This window comes from Rhodococcus sp. 114MFTsu3.1 (genome assembly GCF_000383555.1).
Taxonomy (GTDB): Bacteria; Actinomycetota; Actinomycetes; order Mycobacteriales; family Mycobacteriaceae; genus Rhodococcoides; species Rhodococcoides fascians_E.
The window spans coordinates 19637-45703 of sequence record NZ_KB911549.1 but is presented as its reverse complement, the minus strand read 5'-3'; the positions used below and the strand labels follow the sequence as shown (position 1 = coordinate 45703).

Genomic DNA, 26067 nt, shown 5'->3' with positions numbered 1-26067 from the left:
TGACTGACAAGTAGAGAAACAGTCGCCACGGTCTGGTAGAAGCTGTCTATGACCATTCCACCGCCCGACGCACCTCCGCCGTCCACTTCCGGACCGGCGGCCCAAACTCCAACACGACAACCGCGGCGTCTCCACCCCGCCATCTACATGCTCATAGGGTCGTTGGCGACTCTAGCTGTCGGGGGCGTCATCACAGGAGGCGTTCTCCTCCTCAACCGAACGAGCGAAGCCGCCACGTTCGCCATAAACGGGACGATGTCTCTGACTAAATCCAGCGGCTGGGAGTACGGCGGAACAGGCTGTGTAGGCGACGGCGGCTACGACGACATCTACGCCGGGGCCGCAATCAAAGTCTCGAACGAGTCAGGAACCGTCCTCGCCACCGGGCGGCTACGCGACGGGGTCACAGATTCCGGCGCATGCACCTTTCCCTTCACCGTCGACTCGGTACCCGCAGGAGAGAAGTTCTACGAGGTCGAGGTCTCACACCGAGGAGGCCTGACCTACGACGAAACCGAGATTCAACAACCCCTTTCATTCACACTTGGCTGAGGCACAGACTCGAATCCCAACACGACAGAACGGCGAACCCACATCATGCCCACCCCATCCTTTTTCAATTTCGACACCGACGAACTTGCGTCCTACGACCAGACAACCGTCGACCAAGCGCTACGAGACCACCCCGCGATCTACCTCAACCACCTTGAGATCGCCGAACACCTCGACGCATGGGCCGAGGCCATCGACAAAGACCACACTCAGCCACCAAACAGCGACGGCGCCTACCAAACCGCTATCCGTGAAATCGCGGCCCACCTCCGCCAAGCCGACTACGTTCCTGGCGGAAGCATGCTCGACGGCGGGGTGAGATGAGCGTGCAATACCCACAACTCCCCGAAATTCCGGCCGAACTGCGCACCACGTACTCACTCGCGGAATCGCTCCGCCTGCTCAAACTCGACGACGACTACGACACCATCGACCTATACGTTGGCGTGGCCGAGGTCCGCATCGTCACCGCATTGCGCGACCTCGAGCAACGAATCGTCGAGCTTGAGAATCGCAAAGACTGACCCCCAGGGGCACGCACCCTCCCATGGTCAGCCAGACTGCCACCCCGTCTGAGGCAGATCTTGTTGTGTACGGGTCTGGGGATTCCTCGGAAAGGGGTGGGGCAGGAGCCCTGACACCGTCTGGGTCGCCACCCCGGGTAAGCAGAACTCTCGCTGCCGCAGGATAGAGCTTTTCGATCGGGGAGCCGCCTTTGAGGAGCAGCCTCCCACCAGAACCGTCTAATTCGCGGCAGTGGGAGTTTGCCTTACCCGGGGTGCCGGCGGCTGCGGCTCAGAGGTCCTTCCCCCTACCCCCGTGCGCGGACTTGAGCACCGTGCACCGCGGAGAGCGGTTCGCCGAGAACCTCTCCACCGAGGGCGGTTCACCGCTTTGAGGAGGCGCCTGTTTGGAAGTGGTGCAAGCGGTCCGACCGGCGCATGCGGTGCGTTTCAAGCCCGTTCGGCGAGATCCTCTGAACCTGACAGACCTCCGACCGGTCTCCCCCGCGGCGAAGCTCGAGAGGGGGTGGGGAAGGTATTGGCCCCTGGGTGGTGTTTGCGCTGGTCAGGATCATTTTGTTGGCGTCGACAAAAAGGTCACGCAGTGTGTTGGCGTCGGCATCGTGGCTGGTCGGAAGGCACGCACTCTCAACCACGGTGTTCAACGCTGTGGTTGGTGCCGGGCACATGCTTGTCAGGGCCGTGGCGGCGCGGCCACTGGCTGAGGTGTCGGTCCTTCAGCCATGGAGAGTTTCTCCACGGCTGCACCGGGATCGATGTCTGCCATTCCTTCGGGGAGGATGCTCAGGTCTGCGAGTTCGCGACCCTGTCTGCGAGCCGCTGTGAACCACTGGGCCGAGAACGATACGCGGCCGGTCTGCAGTGTCGTCTCGAAGACTTCGCCGAGAGTGAGTGCGTCGCCGTCGGCGTGCTCTCGATACCAGTCGTACTGGGTGTAGTCGGGGTTGATCGCTTGCCGTGCCGAGAGTTGCTCGGGGTCGACGGGTGCGGCCGGGAGTACGTCGCCTTGGTAGGTGAGGTACCGGCCGTCGTCGAGGATCAGCACGGGCGTTCTCATAGGTCGAGGATACGGGTCAGGGACCAGCGGAGCACGTCGATTGCTTGGCTGTCGAAGGCTGAGACCTTGAGGAGTTGAACGGGATCGTTGTTGATGATGGCCGCGACGGACTCGGCGAACCACTCGGATCGGCCGGATGCTTTGTTGTTCATGCTGCCGACTCGGTAGTACGCGTCGGCCATCCCCGCGTCGTGGACGCGATCGTGTGCCCAGACGAGGTATGGGTCGTCGGACACAGTTGTGACGGTCTTCGTCACAACTGGTTGGCCGGGCTCTTGCCAGTCGACGTCGAGTGGTCGTGCGCTGAGGGCGGTGTCGTCGACGGCGTGGCTCATCTCGTGGAAGACGGTGTTGGTGGATCCGCTTGCGAGGTTGCCGTTGAGTAGGACAGCTTTGGCGGTCTCGTCGTAGACGGCGTTGATGTCGTCGAAGGTGCGGCCGTCTGCGTACTGGACGCCTGCCCACTTGGCGCCGCCTGCTGTTTCGGTGAGCTTGGGTGAGAGCTGGACGGTGACGCCTGCTTCTCCGAGTCGTTCACGCAGATGCTCGGGGTAGCGTTCGACGTTGTCCTTGACGGCCCAATAGGTGGCTGCGTCCATGTCGGCGTTGTAGAGCTGCGTCTCGACGGGCGCGGGCAGCGGCAGCGGTTCACGTGTGTCGAAATTCGACACAACTGCATCGGGCGCGGCAGTGATACCTGTCCGGGATCCGCGACCGGACAGTGGGACTCCTCCACGGTCGAGTAGGTATCCGTTGAGTCGTAGCAGTCGGAGGGCGTCGGCGCGGTCTTCGGCGATGTCGTAGATTGCGGAGGGCATCAGTCGGGGCGTGGTGTTGGGTGTGCGGCCGCGTGCGCGGATGATGCGGCCGGCGACACCACGTCGCGTGGTTCCCTCGGTGGTGTACTCGAGCTGGCGTCCGTAGACCTGCGCCTGCTGCAGTCCACGTCCTGCGTTCACGACTTGATTGATGTCGGCGCCATCGCGGATGGCTTGGGAGTTGGCGACGCCGAATGTCCGATCCTGCTCGTCGCGGGTGAGGCGCTCGAAGTAGCGCTGAGGGTTGACGGTCAGGTCGTCGGCGATCGACTCCTGTGCGGGGATGCTTTTACAGTCGCACCGTGGGTGGCGTTTGAACCCGGCGTTCCATCGATAGAACCGTCCGGCGAGGATGACGCATCGCGAGCACGACGGCGGGTTGAGCATCCGCACGTACCCGAGGCCGGGTCGGGAGACGGTTTGGATCGACTCGGCGGCTCGGGCTGTGTCGGCGAGAGCTGTCTGCACGAGCATCTGCAGGTACTCCCCGCCGATAGCTAATGCCGCTTCAGCTGGGACGCCCTGCATGACAGCGCTTTTCGCTTTGATGACCGAGCTGTATGCAGCTTCTTCGATGGGGATACCGGCGCCGGTGACTCCGACCAGTGCGGCGGGTTCGAGTTCGGCGACCGGATCGACGTCGATGTTCATTTCCTCGAGCACATTGGGCACGTAGGCCGTTGCCCGCGTGATCGCGGCGGCCTGGGCATGCTCGACGGTTTGGATGAGAGTCGGGGACATTCGATCCCAGGACTCGTCGAAGTTCTTCTCGTCGAGCTTGAGCCACAGCCGTTTCGCCACAGCGAGGGTGGCGAAGGTGATCTTCTGCTGTCCGAGCCAGTAGTTCCCGGCTGCGTCGGGTAGCGGCATCAGGCGACCGCGCTCGGTGGGGAGATTGCTGCACATGAGGCGTCTCCAAGATCGGGAGTGTCGCCCGGCCCACAGCCAGCAGCTTCTGATCGGAAACGGTAGTGCACACCGAAAGGCGTCCACTGATTGGGGACACCTTTCGGCGTGTCGCGGTGCGAGTGGTTCGCACCGGGGAGGGCGCTGGTCGGATTGTTGACGGCGCGAAGGAGGCTGCGCCGAAGCGCATGGGGTTCGCCGTCTAGCCGGCCATACTTCCGCGGTGATGCCATGACGAGCACCTGCGGTGAGCTTGACGCCGATATTGACTCGGGCCATGCGTGACGATGTTCGTCACGCACGCCTTCGTGTGTTGAACCATCGCAGGATTCGCCACAGTTGCCGAGAAGCCGAAAATCTTGAACTATCCCCATCACCGGCTCACCTCAGACGCGGTGAAGAGCAGAACGGAGCTCGAAGGGGTATAGGCCCTGGGGGTGTCTGGGCACGACTGGGCAGTTGTGGGCCGTTTGACCATGACTGCCCGCGGCCGGTAGGTCGTCACGATTCTCCGATCCTGGTTGCGCGCGAGAACCATTCGTCCTCTTGCCGGGCCTGACGGATACCTGCTGCGACTTCACGGCGGTCGTAGCCGTTGTTGTTCACCGTGATCGGCCGAGCCTCGCGGCGCTCGGACACCGACGCTGCAGGCGCCAACCGAGCCGCACGAGACAACGCCAGCTCCTGCGCGACGCTCCGCCGCATGGACCCGGTCAGGACTTCCTCGTCCTGACCGGACATGTTCAGGCCGAACGTCCCTGACTTCCAGACACCGCCGTTGTCGAACAGCTTCGGGGTAGGGATCAGGCCCTTGCGCAACAGTTCGATCCAGTCCGGTGTGCCGGGTGTCGTGGGGAGCTGCCCGGCTATCTCGTTGGGTGTACCTGGTTTCGCGTTGTCGAGGAGCTTCGCGTTGTCTTCGAGGTGTTGCTTCTGCAGGTCCAGGGCGCCCATTCCGAATGCGACGGCTGCTTTCGCGAGCGGACCCATGTTGTCTGCCTCGTAGTATCCGAGGACATCGGCGAAGGTCTCCGACACGAAGCTCTTAGCGAGGTCTCCGGCGACGGAGGACCACTGGTCGGCTGTGTACGCGCCGGTGCTGCTGCTCGACGACGACCCGGACTTGTCCTTCGCGAGGGCGTTCTTTGCGCGCTGCAGAGCTCGATCGGCGGCACGCTTGTCTTCGTCTGTGGACTCGGGGTCTGCGTACACTTCGTTGCGTTTGAGGTTGGCGTCGACGACTGCGGCTTCTGCATCGAGCGCCGAGAGTTGCTCGTCGCTGTAGTTCGTCGTGAGCTCTGGGGCATCAGGCGCTGGGGGAGCGTCGAGCCCTTTCGCTGCGGCGTCCTTTTTCGCTTCGAGGTCCTTGACCTTCTGTTTCGCCTTCTCGACCTTGATCCGCGCCTGGTCCTTGTCAGCCTCGGACTTCTTCGGATTGCCGAGGGCAGCCTGCAGGTCTTCCTCGGCTTGGGTGATCGCGATCCGGGCTGATTCGAGCGCCAGATCGTCCTTCTCAGCCCACGTTGCCTTCCGCTTCGACGAATACCCACCGGAAGTGGTGTACGTACTCGCAGAGTCGAGGCCGGACATGCCAACTGCTGCGCCCCCGGAAGCCGGATCATACGGAGGAGCGAACAACTCCCAAGGCAGGTAGTACTGACTGCCGAACTGGGAATCGAACGCTCCCGCAGCGGAACCGCCGACAGTGATGCCGTTGTTCGCGCCACCCGATTCGTAGTTGACGCCGCCGATCGTGGCGGCCATATGCTCTTCACTGGTGCCCACGACGAACGGACCCTGCGTACCGGGGACTAGCCCAGGCCACTCACCGGCGAGCAGTGAGTAGGTGGTGCCGAGGCGCCCGGACTCGCCCTGTCCCATGGCCGCCCGCTGGAGGATTGCCACGAAACCAGAGCAGTCGGCACCGGAAACCTCTGCGCCACCCCAGACATACGGGTTGCCGTTCGCGCGGCGGCCGACGTCACGAACACGGTCCAGGGCGCCACCCTCAGCAAAACCTGGAAGACCCACCATCGGACCGCTGGATTTGTTGCTGTGCAACATTTCTCGGAATCGATAGACGGCGTCCTGGCCGCCCATCGCCTGCACGTCTCCTGCGTCGAGGACATGCTCACCGGTCGATCCGCGCCAGTACCCGTACCCCGGCGAGTACATCAGCATCGAGTCCGAAGTGGTTGTCCCCGGTCCGCTCAGAGCACCGTTCGGGATCTGCGCGCCACCCTCGGCGAATGTCTGTCCGGGCACAGCGATGCCGGCGCGGATTGCATCGTTGACCCGTCGATCGACCTCACCTGGGTTGTTGACGACGACGTTCACCCCGACGGTCTTGTCCGGGATGTTGCGGTCGATCACGGCCTGGATTTGTGCGAGCACCTCTGCGTTCGGTGCGCTGATCTTGACCACACCGGGCTTGCCGTCGACCTCCTCGACCTTCGCTCCGACGATCTCGAGTTCCCGTTTGGCGTCCGCCGTCAAAGCCTTAGTTGGGATCTCGACACCTTCGGCGTTCTGGTCCAGCAGTCCGCGAATGATCTGCAGCTGCTGTTCGACAGTGTCTGCGCCCTTGAGCGCTGCGAGCATCTCGACGTTCTTCGGGATGAGCGCTTCGGTTTCGAGCATCCGTCGCAGCGCATCGACGCTGACGCCGGTCGATTGGGAGAGCTGCTGCAGCTGGGAGTCGTTCTGTGCCCACACTTGGGTGAGGTCGCCGCCGGACTCGGCGACGCCCAACGTTGCGTCCTTGATGTTCAGGAGAACGTCGCGGAGCCGTGATCCGTTGGCGGTCGCGGTGTTGACGGTGCCACCCTCACCGATCAGTGCGTCGCCGATGCCACCGGCCGGATCCCACCCTGCCGCAGCGTCGGCGGTTGCACGCACCTGGTCGTTGTATTTCTGGAGGGCGTCGGACAGAGGTATCGGTTTGCCTGCGAGCACGTCGAGTGCCACCCGCATCGCGTCGATTCGTTCGCCGGCTGTCGCGGACTCGTCGGACAGTGTCGCCACCGCGACCTGTAGGTCGTAGAACCCTGGGGTGGTGTTCTTGGCGACTTGGCGGGCCTGCTCGATACCCTCGCGCACCTCACGAAGCTTGGCGGCGGCCTCGACACCGCCGTCAACGGACGATCGCAGCTGCGATGTGAGTTGCGCGAATTCGAGGTCGGTTCCGGATACTGCTGCGGCCAGGTCGGCGTCCGACATGTTCAGTGAGTCGAATGCGTCCTTGGTGCGCTTTGCGGCCTCCGCGGTTTGCTCGAGCGAGTCGTACTGCTCGGTACCAGTCCACCATTCACCTTGGAACGGCGCTGCGATGTCCTTGCCCAGTGCGGCGAACGGCGCCCAGAATCCCGGTGCTGTGTCTGCGAGGCCCTGCAGGTCGGCGCGCACCGTTCCGATGGATGCCGAGATCGCGGACATGGCGGTGTCGGACATCTCGCCTTGAGATTCCTGGAATGCTTTCGCCACATCGCGCTGCGCTACAGCGAGTTTCGACGACGAGTCGGCGAGAAGATCCTGCTGGCGGGTCGCCTTGGCGTTCTCGGAGATGATCCCACCGACCGCGGCAGTGGCAGCCATGATGCCGAGCATCCACGGACCGCCAAGGGCGCCGATCACTCCGCTGGCTGCGGACTTGAGGCCTCGCATTCCTGCTACTGCAGCGCCACCGACGACGCCACCGAATTCGGATGCGCGTGCGGTCGCGTTGCGTAGGGCCGAACCCAGAACGCCGGAGTTCCCTGCGGCGGCACGTTGCTGGTTGGCGAACTCCCGAGTCCGATCAGTGACGCCGCGGTAGCCCTCAGCCATGTTCCGGATCGCTGGAGAACGTCGCTCCAGGGTCGCGAGACCGGCTGCAAGCTCTGAGATGGGCTCGGCGTTTTCTTCGATGGCGCCGGTGAGCTCGCTCGCATCTTCGGTGAGACCGGCGAACGGGTTCGCAGTATCGGCGTCGGATATCCCAGCGAGCGCGGCTTGCATCTCGACCTCGCCGGCCAATTCCTCCCGGAACTCGGAGATCGAATCGCGCCAGCCGCTGATTGTTTCGCCGATGGTGTCGTCGATGCCGGTGACCTTGACCGCGGCCAGGGCGACGGCTACTGCCTGAACAGGGCCGGGCAGGTCGCCGAATGCCGATGCGACATCCCCGACGAGCGAGGCAACTGGGGCCAACGTGCTGCCGATGGTGGAAAACCCGTCGATGATGCCGGGGGTGACGTTGGTGACGAAGTCGGCGCCCTTGGTCGCCAGTCCTTCGAGAGGGCCGTCGACGAGATCGTAGATTCCCAGGGCGAGGGTTTCGGCCGAGTTCTGGACCGATGCCATCGCACCAGGCAGGCCCTGGACCTTGGCGGCAGCCACCTCGGCGGCTGCACCCTGTCGGTCGACCGCATCTCGCATCGAGTCGTAACCTTCACGACCCTGCTCAGCAGCCACACCAGCCAGACGCATAGCGTCGGACCCGAACAGTGTCGCAGTCGCAGCCTGGTACAGCTCGGGGCTCATCGATGCCGCCGCGGCGTCGAGCTGCCCGAACAGTTCCGACATTCCGACGAACTGACCCTGCGCGTTGTACACCGTGAGACCGAGTTCCTCGATCGCACCCTGCGCGGGATTCGACTGATCGGTGAGCGCGAGCAGCGTCGACTTCAGCAGCGTGCCAGCGTCGGATCCCTGGATGCCGGCGTTCGCCAGCAAACCAAGCGTCGCGGCCGTGTCCTCGATCGACAACCCGAACTGGTTCGCGACTGCGCCGGACTGCTGCAAACCACTCGCAACGTCGGTGATCTCCGCCGACGACGCGTTCGCAGCGTTCGCCAGCACATCCGAGACCTTCGCCGCGTAGTCAGCATTCAAGCCGAACGACTGCAGCGCCTGGGATTGGATGGTCGCCGCCGATGCGGCGTCGATCTGCGCGGCCGCCGCCATCTGCAGCGTGCCCTTCGCAGCGTCCATCGACTCCTGAACGGAGAAACCGCCTTTGGCGAGCTCCGTCATCGCGGCCGCCGCGTCGTTTGCGGAGGTACCCGGCAGCTGGATGTCGTTGCCGAGTTCCTTCGCCCGCTGCCCAGCGGCTGCGAGCTGCTCAGCAGTCGCTCCCGACACAGCCTGAAGGGTGTTCATCGTGACCGTGTAGTCGTTACCGATCGAGATGATTTCCTTGACCCCGGCCGCGACAGTCGCGCCGCCGATCGCCAAGCCCATCGCGGCACCGAAAGCCTTCGCCTGCGTCATCGCAGGCTGCATCGCCCTCTGAAGCTGAGCTGGAGCGTCCCGGCCGTTAACGGCAACTTCGACGTCAATGCGTCCACCCGGCATCAGCAGTCACCACCGATGCTGAGACGGTTGATGCTGTCGCCCACTCTGGCAATCGCGTCGCTCTTCTGAACCCCGAGTTCGGCTAGTTGCTCGATGAGGTTGCCGACGACGCAGTTGCCGAGAACGGCGATGGCGTAGGAAGCAGTGAACGGAAACACATCCGGGGAGCCCGACATCGTTGCTCTGACCAGCTCGCAGCTGTCCGCGAAGCTTGCCTCGTCCATCACGTTGAAGGCGAGGCGGAACGCATCGCTCGCGACTGCGTCCTTCGTCGTTACGGCGACGGGGTTGTTCTCCGCATCGAGTACGACGATGCCGCCTGTGGGCTGGTCGGTCATCGCGGGTCAGCCGGCCGCGGTTGCGCCGGTGATCTTGATCGCGGCGTCAGGTGCCGTGATGTAGGGGACGCAGACACGACGCCCGCGGATGCGCCACTGGTCGTTGTCGTCGTCACGGATCGACTTCGTCTCGATGACGTCGCCGGTGTACCCCTCGCCGAGCTTCTCGTCGGCGATGCCACCGAGGTTGCGCGAGTCGATGACCCAGACGCCGGATCCGCCGGGAATGTTCGGCGTCGGCAGGATCGTCAACCCTGCCAGCTGGAAGAACTCGCCGGTGTAGACCGCGTTCGTGGTGTCCTCGCGGGCACGTTGGAGCGCCAGAGTCGGATCCGAAGCCAGATCGGCCCAGGTGTCATCGTCGACGACGAGTAGGTCAGGATCGTAATCCTTGTTCAGCTTCCGGATCTTGGCCCTGGCCCGCATGACATCTCGGAGGATCTTCGTCGACGTGGACCACTGGCCGTCGGTCACCGGCTGTGTCTGGGTCACGGTCGATGCGATCAAGCTCAGTGCGAGACCGTCTACGGTTCGGATCAGTGTGTTGACGACAGTTTCCTGCGCCCGCTCGACGGGGGAAAAGTTCGAGCGCTTGATTTGTTCGTCGGTGATCGGGACGTCCTGGCCCCATTTCACAACGTTCACCGCAACAGCCGTGCCGTTGCCGACGTTCGCCAGCGGGTACTCACCACCAGGGGTCACGGCCTCGGGTGGGCGGGACGTGAACAGGGGATCGTCCTGCTCGACGATGACGGATCCACCGCTGACTTCGGTGCGGCCGAGCAGAAGACGGTCTGCGATGAACCGCTGCTTCGCGATCTCGTTGACGCGTTTCGCGACGACCGACGGGGAGTTGAGGTAACGGGAGATGGATGCGCGGTCACCCGAAATCACGGGGGGGCCTGCTGGATAAACCTGTGGCACTGGATGCTCCTGAGAGACTGGCGGAGCTGGGCGCTCCTGCGTTGTGTCAGTCCTCGGTGCGTGCGATGCGTTCGGCGTGATACGCCTCAACGACGGCCCGGGTGAAGATCCATCTGGAGGAGCATCGCGCTCCGCCGATTTCGAAGGCCAATCGCTGGCAACTTCGTTGGCTCACTCCCAGGATCTCGGCCGCTTCCCGAGTCCCGATTGTTTCGGTCGGAAGTGAGTGTGGTGCAGGCGCATCGAATGTCGTGTCGCGTTGGCGCGTACGCGACAGGGCGAGCTGTGAGTCCATCGCCTGCCTGGTGCGCCGTGTCAGCAGATCGAACGTGGGCGTCGATGGCCGGTGCCCGTTTCGGGTGGCCATCAGAAGTAGTGCACGGTGGACGAGCGCCAGGGCTTCGCCCTGCACGAGGAGGGTTTCACCGTGTACCTGCGCGGGAGGCACGGGATAGTGCGCGGGGTCGATCGGAGGGGGAAGCATTGCGGCGATGCGCCTTTCAAGGTGTGCCCGAATGGACCCGACTCACGGTCGGGTGTCACTGTTCGGCCTCGGCGTCGCGCTGAGAGAGGCATCGCGCCTCATCTGCCTGGTGCTGGTCGTCGGGTACAGGGATCGCCCCTGCACCCGACGACTCAGCGTGTGATCCGTCTACTCAGTGCTGAGATCGCTCGTCGGCGGCCGCTTGGATGAGAGTTCGAATCGTGTCCTGGGTGTAGCCGACGCGCTGAAGCTCGAGCAGCAGCGGACGGACGACACACAGAGCGATGTCCTGCAATCCGAATTCTGCGACACGACGCCACGCGGGCCCATGTACGTCAATGGCTTCTTGAATGTTTGCTCGTACCGCTGTGTGCGCATCGTGGTATTCAGCGGCCGACGAGTTCTGCAGTAGCAGCGTGGTGAGTTGGAGTGCCTGTTCACGAACCTGCGAGGGTAGGACTGACGCTTCGGGGAAACCGTCTGAGCCGATGACCACTTCAGGCTGATCGTGGGGTGTCTCGTTCGTCATAGGGTGGTTCCTTCTTTTTGTTGGTGGGTGTGCGACGGATGGCGCACTCCCGGGTCTGTTGGTCAGGCGGTTTCGCGTCGTTGAAACGGTGGCAGTGATCGCGTGGGTGGTCGGTATACGACGCCGGCGACGACACCGCTGACTTCACCCGGCCGGAGCGTCGACGCCCACGTGACGCACTCGGCGAGCACCGGGCAATCCCGGCAGATCGCTATCGCCCGCTCGTGTCGCTGCTGCGTCGACGCCGCAGTTTCCTTGGCATCATGGTCTGCTGGATCGAACAGACCCCATTGCCCTGCGCATGCGGCGCCGTGGAGGTCTGGGGCGGCGTTGACGGCGGCGGCGAGCGCAGCCCAGGTTGCGGTCACGGCAAGCTCCAGACCATCTGCCCGTCAGACCATCCGAACTTGAGCTCACCCCTATGCCACATCGAGATGGCTGCCGCAGTGACGTTCATTCCGATGAATTCGGAGAGCGCGGCCTCTAGGTCCCCGCAGGTAAGTTCACCAGATTCGGAGTTGGCCATTAGTTCACGCGTGAAGCGCTTCTGGTCGAGCTCGCTGATGGGTACAGGGTTGTTCATGCCGATGCCTTTTCGTAAGAGGGGTCGAGGCGCCACTCGGTGGCTGTTGAACTGCCCCGTTTCTGGACGTGCGCGGCAAGTGCTGCGGACTTCAGCGCTGTGCGTTCGGGACCGGACCGATCGGCTTCGGCTGCCGCATACACCTCGCTCGCACGGACCCAACCCCCGTGCGCCCTGAGGAACGCCAGGAGCCACTGCGAAGCGCTGACCCACGTATCTGTAGCGCCCTCCCCGATGTTCCATAACGCAGTGCCTCCAGCGCGTTTCTCGGCAATGGCGACGAGGGGAGACTGACTGGCGGCCTTGCGCAAATTCTGGAGGTTCCATCCGGCGTCCTGCCCGGCGGTGTATACGGCGAGACTGTCTGCGGTCGAGTGGCCTTGGTCGACAAGTTCTCGGATGTGTCGCTCGAACCATTCCCGGCAAGTTCGGGGTGCGTCCTTAGCGGTGTCGGGAACGGATCGGAGTGTGGTTGGTGATGGTGTGTGAATACTTATCTCCGAGTTCACCGGTGAACTCAGGTTCACCCCGTCTGAACTGGCAATCTGTGGGGTGAACTGTGGTTCACCGTGAACCTGAGGAGCAACATGATCGGATATACCCAACTGTTCAGTGTTCATCCCCTGTTCATCCCTTCTGACCAGCGGATATGAGGGATGAACAGGGTGTTCAGTGTTCATCCCTGAGAACAGCGAGTACTCGGTGCCGCGGCCGCTCGAATCAACGAGGATCATCCCCTCTGAAGCGAGGCCCATGATGGCCTGATCGAACAAGTCGCGGTACTCCCGGCGACCGAGCGCGGCACGCAACTTTGCACCTGCCAATGATCCGTCCGAGAGCACGGACAGGATGCGCTTTCGGACCGTGGTCAGTCTGCGCAGATCGACAGCCTCTTCCCCCACGGCGCGACTGATCGCCCGATCTCGTACCTTCGCCCTGTCGGCCCGACGCGCTTCGCCGAGCACCCATTCTCGTGTCTCGTTCGACTTGTCCAGGACTGCACCCGAGAGTTCCCAATCGAGCTCTGAGACGACATGACGGTGATGTAGGACTGCGAGGGTGGCGGCTACTTTCAGCCGGGTCAGCATGGCGTGGCCGTCGAGGGCGTCCTGCTGTCCGCGTTGCCGTGCGATGTGCGCGGCGATGATGGTCTGCTTGATGTGCTCGGGGCCGTAGACGATCTCGAGTACACCGTCCTCGCCTGGCCGCCAGAACGGCAGTCGAGTGTTCAGCGGCTCGGGATCGGCGATGACATCGGCGGGCATGTCGGGATCGATGGTGGGAAACCACAGAAACCGCTGCGGTGTACCGCCGGTGGTGTCCGCGAACAACACCTTCGTGTGTGTTGGCTGCGCGCCGACCGACAGGCACAGGCGGTAGGTGTGCGGTGCGATGATCCGCGTGGTGGCTTCGCTGGAGTTCGCCTGCCCGAGCTGCTCGCCCATCGCGGCGGATTTGAGCTGAGGCAGCAGGATGGACCCTTGTCGCTCCGAGACGCCGGTGAGGGTGTCGATCTCGGGGACGTTGATGATCGCCCGGGTGATCCGCTCGACGCCTTCCTTCTTCGGCGGCATGAAAGTCGCTGCGATGCCCTCGCCCGATCCAATCGGCCGCTCGATGATGGGCGTCGGCCACGCAAGGCGAGCCACCTTGTCACTGATGCCCTTACCTCCACCTGATGGCGCCACGAACGCGCACAAGAGATTCAGCGAAGCGCGGCCGCCGATCACTCCGGGGAGTTGCACCTCCGGTCCGACACTCGCGGCGACTCTGAGGAGGACGCCGCCGAAAACTGCCCATACTGCGGCATAGCGGGCGTGTGCCCATTGTCGGATGGTTTGCAGCTCGGGAGTTGCGTCGAAGAACTCGTTGGAGATCACGCAGACCTCCTGGATGAGTACCACGAATTGTTGGCTAGCCATTCGCGGCGCTGGCGTATGTACCTCGAGGTAGCAGCCCAATCACGGGATTGAGAAAACTCGTGCGAGAAATCTACGGCAGCGTCTTGCCGCAGCCATTGCTCCAGCGCCCACCTGTAGCCGCTCACTACAACGGCGTGGCGCCAGCGAACATCCTGATCGTCGAGCTCGACCCACGACGGTGAACCGATGATTGGGACACCACCGAGCGCTTGCGCACTTGTGAGGATCGGCGAAAGGCGTTCGTGCACGGCAAGAAAGTCCACTTCTCTGGATTCCGGCCCGCCGATAAGCAGCGGGGCGAACGGGATAGGTGTGCTCATGCGGCATCAACTCCTCGCCAGAATCGGGTGAGGCCGCCGGATCGGGTGGGTCGGCGGGATCGGCCGTAACCGACGCACACGATTAGGCCCTGGTCTTGGGCTTTGGAGAACACGGCGCCCCATCTGGCGGGGTGGTCGAACTCGATGCCGCAGGATTCGGTGAGGTCGTACGCTTCGAAATCTTTGCGGGTCTGAGCGAGGAACCGGATGGCGTCGAGAGCGGGTTCCATATCCCATGGAGTGGCGTTGTCGATGGCCTGCTGCAGTCCGGTCAGCGATGGCTGATTGTCGTCGGGTAGAAGGCCGGGGCCTTCACTGGGTAGCATTGGCGGTGTTCGCCTTTCGTTCGGTGTGGCGGGGTCGGTGCCAGGGGTGGCTAAGCCGACCCCGCCTTTGCTGTTAGTTGTCCGACATGTGGACCAGCAGTTGAGCTATTCAGTTGTCGTGCGGCTGTTTTGACGCGAGTACCGCTCGATAATCATGTCGAGGGTGACGATCAAACGGTCTCGCTGCTCCTGGGTCAGGTTGTTGATTTTCAGTGCCCTCAGCTCGGCTGAGGTCATTGCGTTCAGGTTCACAACGCCTCCCTTAGCTCAGCTGCACTGCGGATTTCATTCTCGTCACGACGCAGAATGCGGGCGGCGATAACTTCTTGCAGGCCGGGTGCATTGGTGGCTACGGCGTCGACTAGCGCGACCCACTCGGCTTCGTCGAGCTGGACCGCCAGGCCCGAGTCCCACCTGATCGTGAAGTAGGACCCGGTGCGTGTGATGTCGGGGTGGGTGCAGTCGGCGTGCACTGTAAACATCGGCACTCAGACCACCTCCAGTGCGCCAACACCCGTGGTGTGCCGAACGATCCGGGCAAGGTCGGTGAGCAGGCCTGCGAGCTGCTCGGCATCGTCGAATCCGAGCCGAACCGCGCCAGCACCGATGTCGAGATCAATCCCGAGCATTGGGTTGAGCGCTGCCGTGACCACGATGTTGCGGCTGACTCGAACAGTGCCGCCGACGCCGATCACGATACGACCTGCGACTTGGTCTCGACAGCAACGGCATGGCTGGCTTCACGGATCAACTGAAAAGAGAATGCAAGTGCTTCGCGTGGCAAAAATCCGACGTCAGCGCCACAGTTCATCGATAGATACGGCTGCGTGATTCTCCCTGCACTGTCTTCCTGCCAGAACGTTGACGCGTAGACCTCCTTGTTGTCGGAGCTGAGGATCATGCTTGGCGTACCAACGGTGCCGGACGACCGATGAAACTCACCCTCGAATGCACCGTCTTGATGCTCGGTCTCGATGTTGTCGGTCAGCGCGGTGTAGTCGGACCAGATCTCGACGGCGACGTGCAGGAAGTCGTCGACGTGCTGCGGCAGGACTGTGAGGTCGCAGAAGCATTGACCGCCATCCTGCTCGCTGCAATCGATCTCGATCTGCGGTACGTCGGAGTAGGGGTCGTCTCCATCCTTGGCGTCATGCCTTTGGATGCGGGCGGTGAACGGTCCGCGGATGGCTTCAGCCAAGAGAGTCAGCTCCATGCCGTTGTAGCCGAGTCGGGCGATGACCTCTGCGCTTGTCGGTGCGTCGGCGACGATGGTCATGCTCGGCCCCCTATCGGGCACACACCGGTGGTCTGATCTATAATGGTGCTCATCGAGTTACTCCTTCGGTTGAGGCATCTACTGGAGGTTGAGTTCGACGCCCCTCGGCCACATCAGGAGTTGCCGCTCCGTGGTCGGGGGGTGTTTTGTTTGAGCGTGACGTTGTGTCACTTTCAAGTTCATACGGGTCTGGCGTCAGTGGCATGTCAGGCTGCGTCCGATCCACCGAACTGGGCGTCTTCCCATGCGACGACATCGCTGAGTCGGTAGCGAACGAATCGGCCGATCTTTGCGTACTTGGGGCCCTTGAGTCCCCAGTACGCCACCGTCTTCTCTGGGACCTTCAGTCGGGCACTGACCTCCTTACGCGTCAGCCACGAATCCTGTTCTGACGTGGGTGGGGCTGAGATGTGCTCTGTGGGCATTGTTTCTCCTATTGCGGAACTCGCATGTGCGATTTGCGGTTTCCAGCATGGACCAGTCGCGTCCAGAGCGCAACCCGCACTTTCGGTTCTCGCTTATGCTGTTCGTTATGGATCCGGAAGAACGAGTAGGCGCACGCCTGGCTGAACTGCGAAAACGCGGAGGAATGAGGCAGGAAGACTTCCTACGAATGCTGGAAAGTCGCGGCGTGTCGTGGTCGCCAACCGTCCTCTCGCGCATCGAGTCTGGGAAACGATCCATGAAGCTATCGGAAGGATTCGCGGTCGCTGATGCTCTCGGCGTAGACCCCGCTCAACTGAGTCCAGTGCAATCAGCCTTGGGCTACCGGATCGAGAGTTTGATGCTGCGGCTACGGGAAACCGATCAGCATGTTGCGGGTGCGATCCACAACCGCCGACGAATTGTCGAAGCCCTGTATGCACACGCTCTAGCGGCTGAATTGCAGGCCGGCAAAACTAATTTCGTGGTACGGGGAAACGGGTACGAGTTCATCGACATCCTGGCTCGCTGGTCCAACAACAACCGAAACGGAATCCCCTACAGCGCATACCAAATGGAAGACGGCTTAGCGTTGCTCGACATCCAAGACGACGAACAGGATCCCCCAAGTTTCGATCAATCCGATGACGACGATGCATCCAACAAAGAGCACATCGATCACTACAATCGACTACTTTCCAGAAAGTTCCCCGGCTTAACCTTCGACCAACCCGACGGTGCCTACCAATTCACGGTCGATGGCATCGAGGAACCTACGGTTCGCGCGCTTGCCAGTGACGGGGACCCGGGGTTCTTAGATGGGTTGCTGTTCGGTGGCAGGTAGACCGCCGTTACGAATAGGCCAGCACGGGAAGATAACTCGTAAAGACCTTGGCGGGGGAGTGTGGTTAGCGAAGTGCCGCTATCGTGACGACGATGGAGTGGTTCGGATCGTGGAGCGCCGCACGCCTGCGGGCATGGGAGACGATCAGCACGGCAAGCAGGCCGAGGATGCTCTGCTCGACTCACTGGCAGCACGCCATGCGCCGAGCGAGGAAGAGATAACCGGCGACACCCTTGTCTCAGCTCTATGTGTGACCTACCTGCAGCGACTCGAAGACGAAGGCCGTTCCGCAGCGACCCTCGACACGTACCGGTTCGCTATGGCGAAGCTGAACACCTGGACAGCCGGTCTGCGCGTCCAGGAGGCGAAGCCGGGACGCATGGACACGGTTCTGCGGTCGATGAGCAAGACACACGGCGCGACAATGGCTCGACAGGCGAAGACGGTACTGCGGGGCGCCCTTGGCATGGCTGTGCTCGCTGATGCAGTCCCAACGAACCCATTGCGAGACGTCCGACCGATCAAGGGGAAGGTCGGCCCGACTGGCGCGAAGGCGATCAGCGCGGACGAGCTGCGCAAGTTGTTCACCGACCTCTCGAGGTCTGAGTACTGCCGCCAGCACGATCTTGTGGACCCAGTCACCATGCTCATTGCGACGGGCTTACGGCGATCCGAGTTACTTGGTCTGCTGGTGTCCGAGTTCGACGGGTCGACGATCAAGGTGACAGGCAAGGTCGTCAGGGTGAAAGGATCCGGTCTGGTCCGGGTGCCCGCGACGAAGACGGCGGCCGGTGCCCGTACGATCCCGCTGCCAAATTTCGCGATCGACATGCTCGAGCGCAGAGCAGGGGAGGCGCACCCGACAAACGACGGCGTGATCTTTCCGTCGACGGCCGGGACGCTACGAGATCCGAACAACTTCGGCCGAGAGTGGCGGAAGGCCCGCGATCTGCTCGATGTACCCGACACGACGACGCACTCGTTCAGGAAGGCTTTGGCGACGCTTATCGACGACGAGCGGCTGCCGGCGCGGATGGGCGCCGATCATCTCGGACACCGCAACGTCAGCATGACGCAGGACAGGTACATGGCACGTGGCCGCATCCACACCGAGGTCGCGGATCTACTTGAACGCACGGTCATAAGTGGTGAATAAACGATGAGCTGCAGGATGCTGAGGTCCTTACAGGCCATCTGGCGTGGGGCGGGCGGGGCTCGAACCCGCGACCAATGGATTATGAGTCCACGGCTCTAACCGACTGAGCTACCGCCCCATCTCGCGCGAGGCGAGCGGTTACGAATGCTACAACAATCACACAGCTGCGATGGTGACCGGGATACCGTTCAGAACTGCGTTGGCCGAGACCGCGTCGACCTGTTGAGGGTCGGTGATGTCGTTGACACTCGGACCCTTCACGGTCGATGCGACGGACAGTTCGACGCCTGTGCGTTGGTGGCCGAAGCCGTGGGGCATGCTGACCACTCCGGGCATCATACGATCCGATGCGAGCACTTCGATGCTGACCGAGCCTGCTGCGGACGTGACCGTCACCAGCGCCCCGTCGCCGATCCCGCGTGCGCGCAGGTCGTCGGGATGGGCGAGCAGCTGGTGCCGTGGCTTGCCCTTCGTCAGTCGAGCGGTGTTGTGCATCCAGGAATTGTTGCTGCGGAGGTGTCGTCGCCCGATCATGAGCAACTGACCGTCCGCGGGCACGGACGCCGTCGTCAGCATGTCGTGCACGGCAGGCAGATCGCCCACTACGACATCCTGAACCAGCTGAATGCGCTTGTCGCGGGTACGCAGTTTGGCCGGAAGCCCAGGCCTCAACGGGCCGAGATCGGTGCCGTGAGGGGACTTGGACAGAGCCCGGACCGACAGTCCCTTCCTTCCGCTGCGTAGCAGTGCATCCACCGTTCGACGCGGCGAGAGGCGTAGACGTGCCTCGGCCACAACCGATTTCGGTGACAGGCGTCGTCGAACGCGGTCCACCGGAGACTGCGCCAGCGCCGCCTGATACCGGATGCCCAGGTCGCGGAAGATCTCCCAGTCCGCCTTCGCGCCCGGTTTCTTCGGCAACACCGCGGGCATGAACTTGGCGGTATTGCGTACCGCGAAGGTGGAGAAGATCAGATCGTAGTGATCGCGTTCCAACGACATCGTCGGAGGAAGGATCACGTCGGCGTGACGCGAGGTCTCGTTGATGTAGAAATCGAACGACACCATGAAGTCCAAATCGGCGAAGGCCTGGTCGAGTGTGTCGCCACCGGGCATCGACAGCACCGGGTTGCCGGAAAACACCGCCATCGCACGGATGCGGCCGTCTCCGGGAGTCGTCATCTCGTCGACAAGTGTGGAACTGGGGAACTCACCGGCGAACTCGGGCAGGTCACGCACCCGTGAGCGCCACTTGTCGAAGTGGCCGCGGCCCACGATCTTTCGCTCCACCAGATCGATCGCGGGGTCCGTCAGAAGCGCCCCGCCCACGCGGTCCAGATTGCCGGTGAGAATGTTGAGGACCTGAATTGCCCACTGACACACGGTCCCGAACTTCTGCGTGGACACGCCCATCCGCCCGTATGCGACGGCAGACTCGGCGCCGGCGAACCGGGTTGCCAGATCGGTGATGGCCTCGGCCGCCATGCCGACGACGGGAGCGACGGCTTCCGGTGCGAAATCTCGCACGAGAGAAGCGATCTCGGACACCCCGTCGACGTAGTCGGCAACGCGGGTCGCGCCTGTCTCGAGAACGACGTTGACAAGTGCGAGCAGCAACAACGCGTCGGTGCCGGGACGTACGAAATGATGCTCGTCGGCGACGTCAGCAGTTTCGGTTCGACGCGGATCGACCACGACGAGTGTCCCCCCGCGGGCCTTCAGATCTCGAACACGCTGCGCAAAATCCGGAACGGTCATCATCGAACCGTTCGACGCCATCGGATTGCCCCCGAGAACCAGAAAGAAATCCGTCCGGTCGATGTCCGGGATGGGGAGTACGAGTTGATGCCCGTACATGAGGTGATTGACCAACTGGTGGGGGAGCTGATCCAGCGACGTCGCCGAGTACCTGTTTCGGGTCCGCAGCATCGACGTGAACGGAATACCGTGGGTCATCGCGCCGAGACTGTGCACGTTCGGATTGCCCTGGTAGATCCCGACCGCGTTGGCGCCGTGATCACGGCGCGTGGACACCAGACCGTCGACGACGATGCGGTAGGCCTCGTCCCATTCGATTTCCTGCCACCCCGAATCGGTGCGGCGTACCGGCTTGATCAACCGGTCGGGATCGGCATGCAGGTCGATCAGCGACAATGCCTTCGGGCAGATATGACCCCGAGACAACGGGTCCTTCTTGTCACCGCGAATCGAGGTGACGGCGTTGTCCTCGACCGTGAACTCGAGACCGCACATCGCCTCGCACAGATTGCACGTCCCGAACTCGACCGTCATCTCGTTCTCCCATCGTCCCGGTCACGCCCAGAACACTCAGCCTGCAGGCTCCACTCTCGCCTCTGTCAGGTCGTTTCTGCTGGCTCCACTCTCGCCCGGCCGAGCTTAACCCGAACGCGATACCCGGCCGGGCGGTATCGTTTGCCCTGTCGGCGGATCTGTCGACCACCACATGCACTACACGTCTGGGGATCCTCATGGACTTTCGCACAGCAACGATCAGAGGTACAGCAGTCCTGGGCGCTGTCGCCGCAGGATCGCTGGTGTTCGGTTCGGTGGCCAGTGCTGCCCCCTCCGACACCATCGTCAACTCGCCGTGCTCGTTCTCTCAGATCGTCGCCGCGACGTACGCCGTGAGCCCGGAGGAAGGCGCGGCCCTCGCATCGTCGCCCCTCTCGTCGTCCTTCGCCGCGTTCCTTGCCGCGCCGCCGTGGCAGCGTCAGATCTTCCTGTCTTCGCAGCCGGCCGTGGTCGATCGCGTCAACGCCTTCTTCGGCGGGCCGGGCTCCGGATTCGTTCGTACTGTGTTCGACACCTGCACGCAGTACTGACAGCGAATTCGGGACCAGCCGGGGGCACACTAGAGTTGCCCACGTGCACAGTCTGGATTTGATCGCAGGATGGCCCGTGGACAATGCGTCGGCGACGGTGGTGTCGACGGCCGGGACGCGAGAACACTACGGCGACCAGAACCGGATCTACGAGTTGGCGTCGGTGACGAAACTCCTGGTGGCGTACGCGGCGTTGGTCGCCCTCGAAGAAGAAGCCATTTCGCTCGACCTGCCCGCCGGACCCACTGGCTCGACGGTTCGCCATCTGCTCGCGCACACCTCGGGTCTGGCGTTCGCCGAGCAGAAGGTGCAGGCAGATCCGGGAACGAAGCGGATCTACTCCAGCGCGGGATTCGAGGTCCTCGCGGACACCATTGCTGCTGAAACGTCGATCGCGTTCACGGACTACCTCGACGAGGCCGTCTTTCAACCGCTCGGGATGACCGACTCGACGCTCCCGGGATCGGCCGGACACGGCGCACGGTCAACGGTGCAGGACCTGGAGGTCTTCGCCTCCGAACTCCTCACGCCGACGCTGGTGTCCGCGGAGACTCTCCAGGCTGCAACGTCCATCCAGTTCGACGGGCTGCCGGGAATCCTGCCCGGATACGGCAACCAGAAGCCCAACGACTGGGGGCTCGGATTCGAGCTTCGGGACGGCAAAACTCCACACTGGACCGGGGCTGCGAACTCGCCGCGAACGTTCGGACACTTCGGTCAGTCCGGAACGTTCCTGTGGGTGGACCCGGATGCAGGTCTGGCAACGGTGGTACTCACCGACCTTGCGTTCGGGGAGTGGGCCAAGCCGCTCTGGCCGGAGTTGTCCGACGAGATTCTGCACAACAACCCCCGCTAGTCCATCGCGACACGCCGGTGCACTGGCGCAACAGGGGTAACTCGGGGCACACTGGTACATGCACACGCGTGTACGAGACACATCGCAGCAGATCGAGGTCGTTGGGGAAGACGTCCCTCGTCGAAGCTGGAGGTGTTTCTAATGCGCGAGTCCAACCAATTCGCGGATGCGACGTCGGGTGTTGTGTACATCCACTCGTCGCCTGCCGCGTTGTGCCCGCACGTGGAATGGGCACTGTCCGACGCCCTGAACTGCAGGGCCAACCTGAAGTGGTCCGCGCAGCCGTCCTCGGACGGACAACTGCGCGCGACGAGCAACTGGGTCGGCCCGGTCGGTACCGCCGCCTCACTCGCAGGGATTCTCCGTGCGTGGCAGATGCTGCGCTTCGAGGTGACCGAGGACCCGAGCGACGGCGTCGACGGTGAGCGATTCGCCCACGTTCCCGGCCTAGGTCTGTGGCGTGGGACGACGAGCGCCAACGGCGACGTCATCCTCGGCGAGATGAGGCTCAAGTCGATGATCGACGGCAATTCCGGCAACCTCGCTGCCGAAATCGAACACGCCCTCGGCAGCAGCTGGGACGAGGCCCTCGAGCCCTATCGAACGGGCGGCGCAGGCGCCGAAGTGACCTGGCTGAGCCGTAACGCCGGCTGACCGACTCACCGCACCGGCCGTCGCACGTCCGGTAACGTGACGACCGTGTCCGAGGTGGGCATGTGGGTTGGTATGTGTGGCTGAGTAGTGAGACAGGGTGGTTGGGATGTTGTCGACCGGTAAGGTCATCCGATTCGACGAATTCAAGGGTTACGGATTCGTTGCTCCGGACGAGGGCGGCGAGGATGTGTTCATCCACGTCAACGATCTGGATTTCGACAAGCGGCTGCTGGCGCCCGGCGTGCGCGTCGAGTACGTCGTCGAGGAAGGCGACCGCGGTCTCAAGGCCGCCCAGGTTCAGATCATCGATTCGCCGAAGCCAGTAACTCGTGCAGCGGTTCCTGCGGTCGTCCCCAATGCGGAAACGACGGAGTACGACGACGTCGTGTGCGACGTTCTGTCGCTGCAGGAGTTCTCGGCCGAACTGACCGAAGGTCTGTTGCGTGCGAATCGCGGACTGACTGCCGAACAGATCCTCGACGTCCGGCAGGTCGTCATGCGAATCGCGCAGTCGCACAAGTGGCTCGAGGGCTGAACGAGTCGGTGGAACGAACGTCTGTGCCCCGGCGACCGAAGTCGCCGGGGCACAGTGCTGTTCGCCCCTGATCAGAGCGGAATGTTCTTGTGATTTCCGCGAAGTGCCGGTGCCGAGGACAACGCCTTCGCGACGATGGAGCGCGTCTTCGCCGGATCGATGACCTCGTCCACGACACCGATGGCCACCGCTCGATCGACACCGCCGGCAATCGCCTCGTGTTCTACCGTCAAACGGTCGTGGAGCGCATCACGCTCGGTGTCGGGTGCAGCGGCCAGCGCCTTTTTGTGCAGAATGCCCACGGCCGCCTTGGCGCCCATGACCGCGACCTCAGATCCGGGCCACGCGTAGACCGCCGTCGCACCCAATGCTCGGGCGTTCATGGCGATGTAGGCCCCGCCGTAGATCTTGCGGGTCACCAGCGTCACCCGAGCGACCTTCGCTTCGGCGAAGGCGTGGAGAAGCTTCGCTCCCCGGCGTACGACGCCTTCCCATTCCATGCTCACACCCGGCAGATAGCCGGGAACGTCGACGATGACGACGAGCGGGATGCCGAAGGCGTCGCACAGGCGAACGAAACGCGCTGCCTTCTCGGCGCTCTCGGAGTTGAGGCACCCACCCAGCCGGATCGGGTTGTTGGCGATGACGCCGACGGTACGTCCACTGAGACGACCGAGACCGACGACGATACTGCGAGCCCAACCGCCCTGAAATTCTTCGAAGGTCGACTCACCCTCGACGTTGTCCAGAAGTTCGTCGATGATCGGATGCACGTCGTAGGCACGACGATTCGACTCGGGCAGCAGTGCGCGAAGATCGGTGTCACCGTGCTCGGCTGCCGCGATGTCGAAGGTGCCCTGTTCGCTGAACATCGATACGAGCCGGCGTGCGCGGGTCAGTGCATCCAGTTCGTCGTCGGCGACGATGTGGCACACGCCCGACTTCTTGAAGTGGGTGTCCGGGCCGCCGAGCGACGCCATGTCGACCTGCTCGCCGGTGACGCTGCGAACCACGTCGGGACCGGTGACGAACACGCGTCCCTCGGGAGCCATTATGACGACGTCGGTCAACGCTGGACCGTACGCGGCGCCACCGGCTGCGAAACCGAGAACGACGGAAATCTGTGGGACGAGGCCGGAAGCGCGGACCATGGCCTCGAATACCAGGCCGACGGCGTGCAGCGCTTCGACGCCCTCGGCAAGGCGGGCACCGCCGGAATGCCAGATTCCGACGATCGGTGCGCGGCGTTCGATGGCGACGTCGATGGCGTCGACGATGTGTGCGCAACCGTCGACACCCATGGCGCCACCCATGACCGTGGCGTCGGAGCAATAGGCGATCGTGTGGACGCCGTCGATGTCGCCTGCAGCGGCGAGAAGGCCGGACTTGTCACGATCGTGCAGAGGAGTCATCGTCCCGGCGTCGAACAGCTTCTCGAGGCGGGTAACGGGATCGCGGGGGTCGGTGGACTGACCTGAGCGAGTGGCGGGGGACAGGATGGTCATCGCGTTCTCCTTCTACATGCCCCTCGCACGATCGAAGGGGCGATCCCCGGACGGGAGCGAGAGTGCGCTCCCGCCCGGGTGCTACGACGGTGTCGAGCCGGTTCAGGCCCGACCGAAGGCGAGCGCGACGTTGTGCCCACCGAATCCGAACGAGTTGTTGATCGCGTAATCGATTTCGAGGCTGCGGGCTTCGCCCTTGACCACGTCGAGATCGATTTCCGGATCCTGGTTATCCAGGTTCAGCGTGGGAGGAATGATTCCCTCGCGGACCGAGAGAACGGTCAGCACCGATTCGAGGGCGCCGACAGCGCCGATCGAGTGTCCGAGAGCGGACTTCGGCGCGTACACCGCTGCATGGGTACCGACTGCCTTGTTGATCGCGAGCGCTTCGGCGGTGTCACCGATAGGTGTTGCCGTTGCGTGCGCGTTCACATGCTTGATGTCGGACTTCTGCAGACCAGCGTTCTCGATTGCCCGCTGCATGGCACGAGCAGCACCCTTGCCCTCCGGGTCGGGTGCCACGAGGTGGAAACCGTCCGAAGTGATGCCTGCGCCGAGCAGCCGGGCGTGAATCGTCGCCCCACGAGCCTTGGCGTGCTCCTCGGTCTCGATGACCATGAGTGCGCCTGCCTCGCCGAAGACGAATCCGTCGCGATCCTTGTCGAACGGTCGCGACGCGCCCTTGGGGTTGTCGTTGTTGGTGCTCATCGCTCGCATCATGGAGAAACTCGCGATCGGCACCGCGTCGATGTATCCCTCGACGCCACCGGTGACCACCATGTCGGCGTCACCCATGACGATCATCCGCCACGCATGCGCGATGGCTTCCGATCCGGAGGAGCATGCCGACACAGGCGTGATGACGCCTGCCTGTGCCTTCAGCTCCAGGCCGACGACCGCTGCGGGTCCGTTCGGCATGACCATCTGAACCGCGAGAGGAGACACCTTGCGGTAGCCGCCCGACTTCATCTTGTCGTTCGCGTCGATGAGGGAGTCACCGCCGCCCAGACCGGTGCCGATCGACACTCCGAGACGGAGCGGATCGACCTCGGGGCTGCCGGCGTTCTTCCACACCTCGCGACCGAGAACCGTGGACAACTGCTCCACGTAGCTCAGCCTGCGGCACTCGACTCGGCTCAGAAGCGTCGCCGGGTTCACCGCGAGGTGTCCGCCGATTCGAACGGGAAGGTCGTACTCGGCGACGAAATCGTCTTCGAGCACTCCGATTCCGCTCTCGCCGTTCAGTAGACCCTTCCACGTTGCGTCCACATCACCGGCGATGGACGTGGTCGCAGCGAGGCTGGTGACGACGACACTCGGGAAGCGTCCGTTGTTGGTGGATGGGTTGGTCACGGTCC

At 63.2% G+C, this 26067-nt stretch carries 30 protein-coding genes and 1 tRNA gene; 10 read left to right on the top strand and 21 right to left on the bottom strand.

Annotated elements, in window-relative coordinates; translation table 11 throughout:
• Nucleotides 1-48: 48 nt before the first annotated feature.
• The 3 genes from H292_RS28430 to H292_RS0112205 are packed head-to-tail and all read left to right on the top strand — an operon-like array spanning nucleotide 49 to nucleotide 1076.
• Nucleotides 49-552 carry a hypothetical protein gene (locus H292_RS28430; RefSeq protein ID WP_196806169.1) on the top strand — a complete coding sequence of 168 codons (504 nt, stop codon included), beginning with the start codon at nucleotides 49-51 and terminating at the stop codon, nucleotides 550-552.
• Nucleotides 553-597: 45 nt separating this feature from the next.
• Nucleotides 598-876 (top strand): hypothetical protein, encoded by a 279-nt coding sequence (locus H292_RS0112210; RefSeq protein WP_020111604.1) that lies wholly within the window; start codon nucleotides 598-600, stop codon nucleotides 874-876.
• Nucleotides 873-1076: a hypothetical protein gene (locus tag H292_RS0112205; RefSeq protein WP_020111603.1), complete on the top strand. Its 204-nt coding sequence runs from the start codon at nucleotides 873-875 to the stop codon at nucleotides 1074-1076. The genes H292_RS0112210 and H292_RS0112205 overlap by 4 nt, the downstream gene beginning before the upstream one ends.
• A gap of 673 nt (nucleotides 1077-1749) precedes the next feature.
• Here the strand turns inward: H292_RS0112205 and H292_RS0112200 are convergent.
• From H292_RS0112200 to H292_RS0112175, 6 genes are all read right to left on the bottom strand, one after another.
• On the bottom strand, nucleotides 1750-2133 hold the full coding sequence (locus H292_RS0112200) for a hypothetical protein (protein ID WP_027498781.1): 384 nt from the start codon (nucleotides 2131-2133) through the stop codon (nucleotides 1750-1752).
• Nucleotides 2130-3857 (bottom strand): VG15 protein, encoded by a 1728-nt coding sequence (locus H292_RS28160; RefSeq protein WP_020111601.1) that lies wholly within the window; start codon nucleotides 3855-3857, stop codon nucleotides 2130-2132. The genes H292_RS0112200 and H292_RS28160 overlap by 4 nt, the downstream gene beginning before the upstream one ends.
• 501 nt (nucleotides 3858-4358) lie before the next feature.
• Complete coding sequence (locus tag H292_RS27690; RefSeq protein ID WP_231383828.1) at nucleotides 4359-9107, bottom strand: phage tail tape measure protein; 4749 nt, start codon at nucleotides 9105-9107, stop codon at nucleotides 4359-4361.
• Nucleotides 9108-9190: 83 nt separating this feature from the next.
• Nucleotides 9191-9529, bottom strand: coding sequence for a hypothetical protein (locus H292_RS0112185; RefSeq protein WP_020111599.1), 339 nt, complete (start codon nucleotides 9527-9529; stop codon nucleotides 9191-9193).
• Nucleotides 9530-9535: 6 nt separating this feature from the next.
• Nucleotides 9536-10423, bottom strand: coding sequence for a phage major capsid protein (locus tag H292_RS0112180; protein WP_020111598.1), 888 nt, complete (start codon nucleotides 10421-10423; stop codon nucleotides 9536-9538).
• A 76-nt stretch (nucleotides 10424-10499) separates the two neighbouring features.
• Nucleotides 10500-10937, bottom strand: coding sequence for a helix-turn-helix domain-containing protein (locus H292_RS0112175; protein WP_020111597.1), 438 nt, complete (start codon nucleotides 10935-10937; stop codon nucleotides 10500-10502).
• Between the two features lie 31 nt (nucleotides 10938-10968).
• Between H292_RS0112175 and H292_RS28750 the strand changes: the two genes are divergently transcribed.
• The gene (locus H292_RS28750) at nucleotides 10969-11100 is read left to right on the top strand and encodes a hypothetical protein (RefSeq protein ID WP_269210583.1); all 132 of its coding nucleotides are present in this window, start codon (nucleotides 10969-10971) and stop codon (nucleotides 11098-11100) included.
• Nucleotides 11101-11109: 9 nt separating this feature from the next.
• Here the strand turns inward: H292_RS28750 and H292_RS0112170 are convergent, their stop codons facing one another.
• The 11 genes from H292_RS0112170 to H292_RS0112125 all read right to left on the bottom strand — a co-directional run bounded on the left by H292_RS0112170 (nucleotide 11110) and on the right by H292_RS0112125 (nucleotide 16318).
• Nucleotides 11110-11466 carry a hypothetical protein gene (locus H292_RS0112170; RefSeq protein WP_020111596.1) on the bottom strand — a complete coding sequence of 119 codons (357 nt, stop codon included), beginning with the start codon at nucleotides 11464-11466 and terminating at the stop codon, nucleotides 11110-11112.
• A gap of 62 nt (nucleotides 11467-11528) precedes the next feature.
• Nucleotides 11529-11834, bottom strand: coding sequence for a WhiB family transcriptional regulator (locus tag H292_RS0112165; RefSeq protein ID WP_020111595.1), 306 nt, complete (start codon nucleotides 11832-11834; stop codon nucleotides 11529-11531).
• The gene (locus tag H292_RS0112160; RefSeq protein WP_020111594.1) at nucleotides 11831-12049 is read right to left on the bottom strand and encodes a hypothetical protein; all 219 of its coding nucleotides are present in this window, start codon (nucleotides 12047-12049) and stop codon (nucleotides 11831-11833) included. Before H292_RS0112160 ends, H292_RS0112165 begins: the two co-directional genes overlap by 4 nt.
• Nucleotides 12046-13929: a hypothetical protein gene (locus H292_RS27115; protein WP_037188404.1), complete on the bottom strand. Its 1884-nt coding sequence runs from the start codon at nucleotides 13927-13929 to the stop codon at nucleotides 12046-12048. Before H292_RS27115 ends, H292_RS0112160 begins: the two co-directional genes overlap by 4 nt.
• A complete protein-coding gene (locus H292_RS27885; protein WP_081631867.1) occupies nucleotides 13926-14291 on the bottom strand; it encodes a DUF2742 domain-containing protein in 366 nt (121 codons plus the stop codon). The genes H292_RS27115 and H292_RS27885 overlap by 4 nt, the downstream gene beginning before the upstream one ends.
• Complete coding sequence (locus H292_RS0112150; RefSeq protein WP_020111592.1) at nucleotides 14288-14617, bottom strand: hypothetical protein; 330 nt, start codon at nucleotides 14615-14617, stop codon at nucleotides 14288-14290. Before H292_RS0112150 ends, H292_RS27885 begins: the two co-directional genes overlap by 4 nt.
• A 105-nt stretch (nucleotides 14618-14722) precedes the next feature.
• Nucleotides 14723-14869 (bottom strand): hypothetical protein, encoded by a 147-nt coding sequence (locus H292_RS28155; protein WP_020111591.1) that lies wholly within the window; start codon nucleotides 14867-14869, stop codon nucleotides 14723-14725.
• Entirely contained in the window at nucleotides 14866-15099 is a 234-nt protein-coding gene (locus tag H292_RS0112140) for a hypothetical protein (RefSeq protein WP_196806168.1), read from the bottom strand. The genes H292_RS28155 and H292_RS0112140 overlap by 4 nt, the downstream gene beginning before the upstream one ends.
• A 6-nt stretch (nucleotides 15100-15105) precedes the next feature.
• The gene (locus H292_RS0112135) at nucleotides 15106-15312 is read right to left on the bottom strand and encodes a hypothetical protein (RefSeq protein ID WP_020111589.1); all 207 of its coding nucleotides are present in this window, start codon (nucleotides 15310-15312) and stop codon (nucleotides 15106-15108) included.
• Nucleotides 15309-15893, bottom strand: coding sequence for a hypothetical protein (locus H292_RS0112130; RefSeq protein WP_020111588.1), 585 nt, complete (start codon nucleotides 15891-15893; stop codon nucleotides 15309-15311). Before H292_RS0112130 ends, H292_RS0112135 begins: the two co-directional genes overlap by 4 nt.
• A gap of 206 nt (nucleotides 15894-16099) precedes the next feature.
• A complete protein-coding gene (locus tag H292_RS0112125) occupies nucleotides 16100-16318 on the bottom strand; it encodes a helix-turn-helix transcriptional regulator (protein ID WP_020111587.1) in 219 nt (72 codons plus the stop codon).
• Nucleotides 16319-16425: 107 nt separating this feature from the next.
• Here H292_RS0112125 and H292_RS0112120 point away from each other — a divergent pair, with 107 nt between their 5' ends.
• Together H292_RS0112120 and H292_RS0112115 are read left to right on the top strand one after the other, a co-directional pair.
• A complete protein-coding gene (locus H292_RS0112120; RefSeq protein ID WP_196806167.1) occupies nucleotides 16426-17160 on the top strand; it encodes a helix-turn-helix domain-containing protein in 735 nt (244 codons plus the stop codon).
• A complete protein-coding gene (locus H292_RS0112115; RefSeq protein ID WP_027498778.1) occupies nucleotides 17150-18316 on the top strand; it encodes a site-specific integrase in 1167 nt (388 codons plus the stop codon). The genes H292_RS0112120 and H292_RS0112115 overlap by 11 nt, the downstream gene beginning before the upstream one ends.
• Nucleotides 18317-18360: 44 nt before the next feature.
• Here H292_RS0112115 and H292_RS0112110 read toward each other — a convergent pair.
• Both H292_RS0112110 and H292_RS0112105 read right to left on the bottom strand, forming a co-directional pair.
• Nucleotides 18361-18434 (bottom strand) — tRNA-Ile (locus H292_RS0112110).
• A gap of 38 nt (nucleotides 18435-18472) precedes the next feature.
• On the bottom strand, nucleotides 18473-20608 hold the full coding sequence (locus H292_RS0112105; protein ID WP_020111584.1) for a molybdopterin-dependent oxidoreductase: 2136 nt from the start codon (nucleotides 20606-20608) through the stop codon (nucleotides 18473-18475).
• A 197-nt stretch (nucleotides 20609-20805) separates the two neighbouring features.
• On the opposite strand from H292_RS0112105, the gene H292_RS0112100 reads away from it, so the two are divergent.
• The 4 genes from H292_RS0112100 (at nucleotide 20806) to H292_RS0112085 (ending at nucleotide 23204) form a co-directional block, all read left to right on the top strand.
• Nucleotides 20806-21159 carry a hemophore-related protein gene (locus H292_RS0112100; RefSeq protein WP_019667437.1) on the top strand — a complete coding sequence of 118 codons (354 nt, stop codon included), beginning with the start codon at nucleotides 20806-20808 and terminating at the stop codon, nucleotides 21157-21159.
• 43 nt (nucleotides 21160-21202) lie between these two features.
• Nucleotides 21203-22015 carry a serine hydrolase domain-containing protein gene (locus H292_RS0112095; protein ID WP_019667436.1) on the top strand — a complete coding sequence of 271 codons (813 nt, stop codon included), beginning with the start codon at nucleotides 21203-21205 and terminating at the stop codon, nucleotides 22013-22015.
• A 141-nt stretch (nucleotides 22016-22156) separates the two neighbouring features.
• Nucleotides 22157-22669, top strand: a complete 513-nt coding sequence (locus H292_RS0112090; protein WP_019667435.1) for a DUF3145 domain-containing protein — start codon at nucleotides 22157-22159, stop codon at nucleotides 22667-22669.
• A 106-nt stretch (nucleotides 22670-22775) separates the two neighbouring features.
• Entirely contained in the window at nucleotides 22776-23204 is a 429-nt protein-coding gene (locus H292_RS0112085) for a cold-shock protein (RefSeq protein ID WP_019667434.1), read from the top strand.
• 71 nt (nucleotides 23205-23275) lie between these two features.
• Here the strand turns inward: H292_RS0112085 and H292_RS0112080 are convergent, their stop codons facing one another.
• Both H292_RS0112080 and H292_RS0112075 read right to left on the bottom strand, forming a co-directional pair.
• The gene (locus H292_RS0112080) at nucleotides 23276-24709 is read right to left on the bottom strand and encodes an acyl-CoA carboxylase subunit beta (protein WP_020111583.1); all 1434 of its coding nucleotides are present in this window, start codon (nucleotides 24707-24709) and stop codon (nucleotides 23276-23278) included.
• Between the two features lie 102 nt (nucleotides 24710-24811).
• Nucleotides 24812-26062, bottom strand: coding sequence for a KasA/KasB family beta-ketoacyl-ACP synthase (locus H292_RS0112075; RefSeq protein WP_026348190.1), 1251 nt, complete (start codon nucleotides 26060-26062; stop codon nucleotides 24812-24814).
• Between the last annotated feature and the right edge of the window lie 5 nt (nucleotides 26063-26067).

What these genes read in the sequence shown, in the direction of transcription:
- H292_RS28430 (WP_196806169.1), top strand. Translation starts at nt 49, where the DNA reads ATGACCATTCCACCGCCCGACGCACCTCCGCCGTCCACTTCCGGACCG.
- H292_RS0112210 (WP_020111604.1), top strand. Translation starts at nt 598, where the DNA reads ATGCCCACCCCATCCTTTTTCAATTTCGACACCGACGAACTTGCGTCC.
- H292_RS0112205 (WP_020111603.1), top strand. Translation starts at nt 873, where the DNA reads ATGAGCGTGCAATACCCACAACTCCCCGAAATTCCGGCCGAACTGCGC.
- H292_RS0112200 (WP_027498781.1), bottom strand. Translation starts at nt 2,133, where the DNA reads ATGAGAACGCCCGTGCTGATCCTCGACGACGGCCGGTACCTCACCTAC.
- H292_RS28160 (WP_020111601.1), bottom strand. Translation starts at nt 3,857, where the DNA reads ATGTGCAGCAATCTCCCCACCGAGCGCGGTCGCCTGATGCCGCTACCC.
- H292_RS27690 (WP_231383828.1), bottom strand. Translation starts at nt 9,107, where the DNA reads ATGACGCAGGCGAAGGCTTTCGGTGCCGCGATGGGCTTGGCGATCGGC.
- H292_RS0112185 (WP_020111599.1), bottom strand. Translation starts at nt 9,529, where the DNA reads ATGACCGACCAGCCCACAGGCGGCATCGTCGTACTCGATGCGGAGAAC.
- H292_RS0112175 (WP_020111597.1), bottom strand. Translation starts at nt 10,937, where the DNA reads ATGCTTCCCCCTCCGATCGACCCCGCGCACTATCCCGTGCCTCCCGCG.
- H292_RS28750 (WP_269210583.1), top strand. Translation starts at nt 10,969, where the DNA reads ATGGACCCGACTCACGGTCGGGTGTCACTGTTCGGCCTCGGCGTCGCG.
- H292_RS0112170 (WP_020111596.1), bottom strand. Translation starts at nt 11,466, where the DNA reads ATGACGAACGAGACACCCCACGATCAGCCTGAAGTGGTCATCGGCTCA.
- H292_RS0112160 (WP_020111594.1), bottom strand. Translation starts at nt 12,049, where the DNA reads ATGAACAACCCTGTACCCATCAGCGAGCTCGACCAGAAGCGCTTCACG.
- H292_RS27885 (WP_081631867.1), bottom strand. Translation starts at nt 14,291, where the DNA reads ATGAGCACACCTATCCCGTTCGCCCCGCTGCTTATCGGCGGGCCGGAA.
- H292_RS0112150 (WP_020111592.1), bottom strand. Translation starts at nt 14,617, where the DNA reads ATGCTACCCAGTGAAGGCCCCGGCCTTCTACCCGACGACAATCAGCCA.
- H292_RS0112140 (WP_196806168.1), bottom strand. Translation starts at nt 15,099, where the DNA reads ATGTTTACAGTGCACGCCGACTGCACCCACCCCGACATCACACGCACC.
- H292_RS0112130 (WP_020111588.1), bottom strand. Translation starts at nt 15,893, where the DNA reads ATGACCATCGTCGCCGACGCACCGACAAGCGCAGAGGTCATCGCCCGA.
- H292_RS0112125 (WP_020111587.1), bottom strand. Translation starts at nt 16,318, where the DNA reads ATGCCCACAGAGCACATCTCAGCCCCACCCACGTCAGAACAGGATTCG.
- H292_RS0112120 (WP_196806167.1), top strand. Translation starts at nt 16,426, where the DNA reads ATGGATCCGGAAGAACGAGTAGGCGCACGCCTGGCTGAACTGCGAAAA.
- H292_RS0112105 (WP_020111584.1), bottom strand. Translation starts at nt 20,608, where the DNA reads ATGACGGTCGAGTTCGGGACGTGCAATCTGTGCGAGGCGATGTGCGGT.
- H292_RS0112100 (WP_019667437.1), top strand. Translation starts at nt 20,806, where the DNA reads ATGGACTTTCGCACAGCAACGATCAGAGGTACAGCAGTCCTGGGCGCT.
- H292_RS0112090 (WP_019667435.1), top strand. Translation starts at nt 22,157, where the DNA reads ATGCGCGAGTCCAACCAATTCGCGGATGCGACGTCGGGTGTTGTGTAC.
- H292_RS0112085 (WP_019667434.1), top strand. Translation starts at nt 22,776, where the DNA reads ATGTTGTCGACCGGTAAGGTCATCCGATTCGACGAATTCAAGGGTTAC.
- H292_RS0112080 (WP_020111583.1), bottom strand. Translation starts at nt 24,709, where the DNA reads ATGACCATCCTGTCCCCCGCCACTCGCTCAGGTCAGTCCACCGACCCC.